This window comes from Streptomyces sp. ActVer (assembly GCF_027270795.1).
GTDB classification, from domain to species: Bacteria; Actinomycetota; Actinomycetes; order Streptomycetales; family Streptomycetaceae; genus Streptomyces; species Streptomyces umbrinus_A.
In genome coordinates this window covers 1-5933 of record NZ_JAPWHT010000559.1, presented here as the reverse complement: position 1 = coordinate 5933, position 5933 = coordinate 1, and the positions used below count along the sequence as shown (strand labels likewise).

The window sequence follows — 5933 nt, the reverse complement described above, 5'->3', positions numbered from 1 at the left end:
ACCGATCGCGTACTCGATGGTGTTGACGCCGGAACCGGTGTCGGAGGCCGTCACCGTGACGGTCGCCATGGAGATGTACTCCCCTTGCGGGTTCTGCTCACCGGTCACTGAGGCCGATGTCTCCGGGGGAGTGGTGTCGTCCGTCGGCTTGGCCACCACCGTGAACGACTCCGCCTTCTCGGCGGCCACGTTCCCGGCCTTGTCGAGCGCCCGGTAGCGGACCTTGTGGGCGCCGACCTGATCGACCACGACCGGCGTGGTGTACGGCTGCCAGGCACCCGCGTCACCGATCGCGTACTCGATCCGTTCCAAGCCCGAACCGGCGTCCGTAGCGCTGAGCGTCACGGTCGCCGAGCCGACGTACGCGCCGTCCGCGTTCTGCGTACCGCTCACGGCCGCCGCGGTCTCGGGCGCCGTGGTGTCCTCGCCGCCGCCCTCGGTGACCACGAGGATGCCCTGCATCTGGCCGTGGCCCGGGATGGTGCAGAAGAAGCGGTAACGGCCGGGTGTGAGCGTCACCTCGGCGGTGTACTTGCCGCCTTGGTCGTCGTTCGGATTGGCCAGGATGTTGAGCGGGACGTCGTTGTTGTACTCCGGGTCGGAGACGTCGAAGGTCAACGTGTGCGGCATACCGGTGGTGTTGCCGGTCGCCTTGCTGTTCTCGAAGACGATCGTCGTCGGGCCCGCGACGGCCGTGGTGGTCACCGACATGTACTTGGTGATGTCGTTCCCGGCCGTCCACGTAAGCGTTTGCTTGGCGGCGGTACCCGTTGTGTCCGCCGGGGCGCCGTCGGTCTGCCCGGACGCCGAGGTGGACGCCAGCCCGAGCACCATCAGCAGCGACGCCAGCACCGCCGTCCACAGTCGCCCAGTTCTTCGCCTTCGTACGCCCGTCACGTTCATCACTGCGCCTCCCTGGCCAGCTGATCGGCGGCAGGCGTGGGGCCACCGCCCTTGTACGTCACCTGCCACAGCGCGGACTTGGAGTCCGACGTGAAGAAGCCGCGCCCGTAGTCGAGGACGTACAGCGTGCCGTCGGGCCCGAACTTCCAGTCCATGAGGTTCTTGATGCCGTCGTTGCCGATGGGGATGATCTTCTTGAGCGACTCGGCGTGCACCGGAATGCCGCCCTGCCCGGCCGTCTTGGGGTCGAGGAGCACGGCGTGCCGCGGTTGGTCGGCGTCGTAGAAGTCGCCGACGAACCACTTGCCGTCCCAGTAGGAGGGCCACTTCGCGTCACTCGCGGCCGCGGCGTCGTACCGGTAGACGGGCCCGTTCATGGCCGCCTGGCCACCGCCCTTCAGCCACGGCAGCAGGAACTTCTGGTCCTCCGCCTTGTATGACGGGATGCCGTTCGAGTCGCGCGGGAAGTCCGGGCCGCCGCCCTGGGGTGAGTACCAGATGGTGTTCGAGGTGACCGGCGGCAGGTTGACGAGACCGTCGTTGTTGGGCGACTCGTTCTTCGGCTTGTCGCAGTCGTACCAGCCGAGCGGCTGCGACGGATCGGGCAGATTGCGGTCCCGGTAGGGCTGCTTGTTACCCATGCAGTACGGCCAGCCGTGATTGCCCGGCTTGGTGATCGCGGCGAACGTGTCGTACTTCGCCGGCCCCCAGGTCGTCGACGGCGCCGAGGCGTCCGGGCCGACCCAGCCCGCGTACAGGGTGTCGGTCTTCTTGTCGACGGAGATGCGTGCCGGGTTTCTGACCCCCATCACGTAGATCTCGCCGCGCGTCTTGCCGCCGCCCTCGGCGGTCTCCTTGCCCGTGAAGAGGTTCCCCTCGGGCAGGGTGTACGTGCCGTCCTGTTCCGGGTGGATGCGCAGGATCTTGCCGTTGAGGTTGTTGGTGTTGCCCGCCGTGCGGCGCGCGTCCGCGAAGGCGACGCCCTTGTAGTTCGGCTGCGGGTTGTTGCCCGAGTAACCGCTGCTGAAACCACTGGAGTTGTTGTCGCCGGTCGCGATGTAGAGGTTGCTCTTGGAGTCCCAGGCCAGGCCGCCGCCCGAGTGGCAGCAGCTGTTGATCTGGACCGGCCACTTCAGCAGGACCTTCTCGCTGTTCAGATCCAGCTTGCTCGTGGTCGAGTTGAACGTGAAACGGGAGACATAGCGCTCGGCCATCCGCGTGTCGCGGTTGATCCGGGAGTGGGGCGTGTAGTGCAGGTACACCCAGCCGTTCTCCTCGAACCGTGGGTCCAACTCGATGCCCAGCAGACCCTCTTCGACCTTGGTGAGCTCGTCGCCGCCGCCCTTGTTGCCGAAGACGGTGAGCGCGCCGGCCAGCGTGACCTTCTTGGTCTTCGGGTCGTAGACGTGGATCTCGCCCTTGCCCTTGCCGATGTCCGGGTTGTTCCAGTCCGTGACGACGGGCTGCGAGGAGTCGGCGCCGCCCCGGCCGATGTAGAACACGCGGCCGTCGGGCGCGGTGACCAGGCCGTGCGGCTCGCCGATCTGGTCGTTCTGGCCCGGCTGGTTGGGCTGGGTCAGGCGCTCCGCCTTGTAGTTGGCGTTGATCGTGGCCTTGCAGTCGGCCTGGGCGATGCGGGTCGTCCACATGAGCGCCCCGCGCAGATGGGAGCGGAAGTCCGTCTCGTCGTACGAGGAGACCGTGCCGCCCATGGCGGTGTAGAAGGAGCGGCCGCCGTCGTAGTCGCGGCACCAGGACACCGGGTGGTCCGCGCCGTTCTTGCTGTCGCCCGGCTGGTACGTCGACTCGCGGACGCGGGCCACGGTGTGCACGTCGCCGGACGGGTTCTTGACCCAGTTCAGCCACTGGTCGGGGCGCTTCCACTGGAGCGGGAGGTCCTTGGTGGCCGGGTGCTGGCGGTCACCGACCTCAACGGTCGCGCGCTGTACGGCGGTTGGGCTGCCGGCCGCCGGACGGGCGCCGACGAGTCCCGTGAACCAGTCCGAGTAGGGCTCGGCGCGGGCCGCGTCACGGATGCCGAGGAAGCCGCCGCCCGCCTCCATGTACGCCTCCAGACCGGACTCCTGCTCCGGTTCGAGGATGTCTCCGCCGCCGGTCAGGAAGACGACGGCGTTGAAGCGGCTGAGCTTCGTGTCGTTGGTGAAGACCGAGGCGCCGTCCGTGGCCGTCACACTGAACCGTTGTGCCGCCGGCCCCGTCAGACCGATGTCCTCGATCGCCTCGATCCCGGCGTTGACGACGGGCGACTCCTCGCCGTTCGCCGCGGATCCGTGGAAGATCAGCACACGTACGTCGGCGCCGCCGGGCGGCGACTTGATCGACATCGTTGTCAGCGCCGGGTCGGGCGCCTGGCGCGCGCTCGCGGCCGGCCCCGAGAGGACGCCCGCGGTGACGACTCCGGCGGCCAGCGCGGCCGCCCAGCCCCTGTGTCTCGCTCTGCGTCTGGCGATGCTCAACCCTCGTATGGCCAAGGGCTTTTGATGCGGAGTGCGCCGCATGTGGTCACCCATCCCTCGTCGGTCACAGCAACAGCGCCATGGAAGCTAGACCTTTTCGCGGAACTCGCCAATAGGTATGACCGGGATCGCACGAACTTTGTCCTGGGTGTGGATGAACGGACGCGATGCCACTACCGTCTCCCGGGTTCGTCTCTGTCACTCGGTCCTTCAGTTCCGTCAATTCCGTTGATTCCACATCCAGTTGGGGGAGTTCGGCATGGGCACCACGGACGACATGGACAGACATGGCCTCAGCCGGCGGATGGTGCTGGGCGGGGCCGCGGTGGCCACGGTCGCGACATCGTTGTCGCTCGTGGCCGCGCAGGACGCCACCTCCGCGGACAGTCCGGTCCGGACCGCGCCCGCGGGCGGCGAGGTGAAGTACCTCAAGCTCTACATCGAGAAGCTGGCCGACGGATCGATGGGCTACGGCTTCGAGAAGGGCAGGGCCTCGATCCCCGGCCCGCTGATCGAACTCAACGAGGGCGACACCGCCCATATCGAGGTCGAGAACACGATGGACGTGGCGGCGAGTCTGCACGTCCACGGCCTGGACTACGAGATCTCCAGCGACGGCACGAAGCTGAGCAAGTCCCAGGTCGAGCCGGGTGACACCCGTACGTACACCTGGCGCACCCATGCCCCCGGCCGCCGCAAGGACGGCACCTGGCGGGCGGGCAGTGCGGGCTACTGGCACTACCACGACCACGTCGTCGGCACCGAACACGGCACGGGCGGCCTCCGCAAGGGCCTCTACGGTCCTGTGATCGTCCGCCGCAAGGGCGACATCCTCCCCGACAAGACGCACACGATCGTCTTCAACGACATGACGATCAACAACAAGCCCGGCCATCAGAGCCCCAACTTCGAGGCCACGGTGGGCGATCGCGTCGAGTTCGTGATGATCACGCACGGCGAGTACTACCACACGTTCCATGTGCACGGTCACCGCTGGGCGGACAACCGGACCGGGCTGCTGACCGGCCCCGACGACCCGAGCCAGGTCATCGACAACAAGATCGTGGGACCCGCCGACTCGTTCGGATTCCAGGTGATCGCCGGGGAGGGCGTCGGGGCCGGGGCGTGGATGTACCACTGCCATGTCCAGAGCCACGCCGACATGGGGATGGTGGGCCTGTTCCTGGTGAAGAAGGCGGACGGGACGATTCCGGGCTACGAGCAGCACGGGCGGTGAGTGCGGGCGCCGGACGAGGCGGTGCCGGAGTCCTCGGCCCGTGATGTGGTGGCCAGGCGGTTTTCCAGGGACTGCACATTCGATCACGTGAACAGGGAGCGCTCTCAATGGTGCGTCGTACGGCGGCTATCCTGATCCGCAAACGCCGCCCTGAGGAGCCCCGAGGTGTCCGAGCAGTCGACAGAGCCCCGCCCGACGCTGGAGGCCGTGGCCGCCAGGGCCGGAGTGTCCCGGGCCACCGTGTCGCGTGTCGTCAACGGCGGTGACGGTGTGCGGGAGCCCCTGGTCGAGCGGGTCAGGCAGGCCGTCGAGGAACTCGGCTACGTGCCCAACCAGGCCGCGCGCAGCCTCGTGACCCGGCGGCACGACGCCGTCGCCGTCGTGATCGCCGAACCGGAGACCAAGGTCTTCGCCGATCCCTTCTTCGCACTTCAGCTCCGGGGCATCAGCAAGGAACTGACGGCTCACGACTCGCAGCTCGTGCTGCTGCTCACGGAGGGGCGCGCCGACCACGCGCGCGTGGGCCGCTATCTCGCCGGCGGCCATGTCGACGGCGCGCTCGTCTTCTCGATGCACCTCGACGACCCGCTGCCCGGCCTCATCCACGGTGTGCCGACGGTGTACGGCGGGCGGCCCGGCTGGATCGACGGCTCGCGCGGCGCGGTCTATGTCGACTGCGACAACCGGGGCGGCGCCCGCGAGGCCGTACGACATCTCGTCGGGCTGGGCCGCCGGAACATCGGCCACATCACCGGTGCCCTCGACCAGACCTCGGCGGTCGACCGGCTCGACGGGTTCCGGGACGTGATGGTGGACGCCGACCCGAAGCTGATCGCGGAGGGCGACTTCACCCCGGGGGGCGGTGAGCGTGCGATGCGGGAACTCCTCGACCGCTGCCCCGACCTGGACGCGGTGTTCGCCGCCAACGACCTCACGGCGGTGGGCGCCATGCGCGTCCTGCGCGAGCGGGGGCGGCGGGTGCCCGAGGACGTCGCCGTGGTCGGCTTCGACGACATGCTGCCGTTCACCGAGCAGGCCGACCCACCGCTCACGACGGTCCGGCAGGACATCGAGGAGATGGGTCGGCTGATGGCGCGGTTGCTGTTGCGGGGGCTCGACCGGACCGCGGTGGCCTCCGGCGGATTGGCAGGGGCGCCGTCCAGTGTCGTGCTGCCGACGACATTGGTGAGGCGGGCTTCCGCGTAGCGCTCCGCGGGTTGGCGTGGGGTGGGTTGGGTTTTGGGTGCGGGCCAGTGGGGGTTGCTCGCGCCGTTCCCCGCGCCCCTGGAAGCCGGGCTGCGCCCCTGTCTTTCATC

General features: G+C 68.4%; 4 protein-coding genes. 2 read left to right on the top strand and 2 right to left on the bottom strand.

Annotation, left to right across the window (positions count from 1 at the left end):
* On the bottom strand, positions 1–864 hold an 864-nt coding region (locus O3Q52_RS47360), incomplete at its 3' end, for a plastocyanin/azurin family copper-binding protein (protein ID WP_269654661.1).
* A gap of 38 nt (positions 865–902) precedes the next feature.
* On the bottom strand, positions 903–3422 hold the full coding sequence (locus tag O3Q52_RS47355) for a ThuA domain-containing protein (protein WP_269654659.1): 2520 nt from the start codon (positions 3420–3422) through the stop codon (positions 903–905).
* 235 nt (positions 3423–3657) lie between these two features.
* Between O3Q52_RS47355 and O3Q52_RS47350 the strand changes: the two genes are divergently transcribed.
* Complete coding sequence (locus O3Q52_RS47350) at positions 3658–4617, top strand: multicopper oxidase domain-containing protein (RefSeq protein ID WP_269654660.1); 960 nt, start codon at positions 3658–3660, stop codon at positions 4615–4617.
* A gap of 165 nt (positions 4618–4782) precedes the next feature.
* Complete coding sequence (locus tag O3Q52_RS47345; RefSeq protein WP_269654658.1) at positions 4783–5823, top strand: LacI family DNA-binding transcriptional regulator; 1041 nt, start codon at positions 4783–4785, stop codon at positions 5821–5823.
* The last annotated feature ends 110 nt before the right edge of the window (positions 5824–5933 follow it).

What these genes read in the sequence shown, in the direction of transcription:
- O3Q52_RS47350 (WP_269654660.1), top strand. Translation starts at nt 3,658, where the DNA reads ATGGACAGACATGGCCTCAGCCGGCGGATGGTGCTGGGCGGGGCCGCG.
- O3Q52_RS47355 (WP_269654659.1), bottom strand. Translation starts at nt 3,422, where the DNA reads ATGCGGCGCACTCCGCATCAAAAGCCCTTGGCCATACGAGGGTTGAGC.